The following is a 791-nucleotide window of genomic DNA, read 5'->3' as shown; positions in this document are numbered from 1 at the left end:
ATGATACGTGCTTATGCACGTGGGTTTCCCCATTCGGAAATCGTAGACTCAAGTGGCTTTTACTGCCTAATCTACGCTTATCGCAAGTTAATACGTCCTTCATCGCCTCTGACTGCCAAGGCATCCACCGTGTACGCTTAGTCACTTAACCATACAACCCAAAAGGGTCTTTATGTATGGCAAACAACCAAGGTTAGTGCTGTCTCATTATTTGAATGAGCGAGACAGCTTAGTTTGGTCTGTTTAAAACAAACGCAAACTACGATTTTGCCGGACTCAAATATTAAATAACCTCGTTAAAGGTCATTTCCAAGAACACTTGAATGTGTGTTGGTACCTAATTTCTTAACGAAACTAGGATTTGAGAACTTTTAAAATTTGAATAACATCAATCAAATGTTATTCGTCAGCTTTCCAAATTGTTAAAGAGCATAGAGACTTCATAATGAAGTAACCATTTTAAAGGACACTTTATTTAAACGTGCTTAAAGATGGTATCCCGTAGGGGAGTCGAACCCCTGTTACCGCCGTGAAAGGGCGGTGTCCTAGGCCTCTAGACGAACGGGACACTATTGTTGAAGAACTTGGGAGTTCTTCGTCTCTTTACTTTCTAAACCGTATCAATCTGTGTGGGTACTCATCGTAATAATCATCGTATAAGGAGGTGATCCAGCCCCAGGTTCCCCTAGGGCTACCTTGTTACGACTTCACCCCAGTCATGAACCACAAAGTGGTGAGCGTCCTCCCCGAAAGGTTAAACTACCCACTTCTTTTGCAGCCCACTCCCATGG

1 tRNA gene and 2 rRNA genes are annotated in these 791 nt (G+C 42.7%); all 3 read right to left on the bottom strand.

What is annotated here, in order from left to right:
- Positions 1 to 151: ribosomal RNA gene (locus tag L4C34_RS20380) — 23S ribosomal RNA — on the bottom strand; the annotation flags it as partial.
- A 341-nt stretch (positions 152 to 492) separates the two neighbouring features.
- Positions 493 to 568, bottom strand: a tRNA-Glu gene (locus L4C34_RS20375).
- 89 nt (positions 569 to 657) lie between these two features.
- Positions 658 to 791: ribosomal RNA gene (locus tag L4C34_RS20370) — 16S ribosomal RNA — on the bottom strand; the annotation flags it as partial.

Source organism: Vibrio profundum (genome assembly GCF_050337555.1).
GTDB lineage: Bacteria > Pseudomonadota > Gammaproteobacteria > Enterobacterales > Vibrionaceae > Vibrio > Vibrio profundum.
Note: the sequence above shows the minus strand (reverse complement) of the source record. Positions and strands in the feature narration are given on the sequence as shown.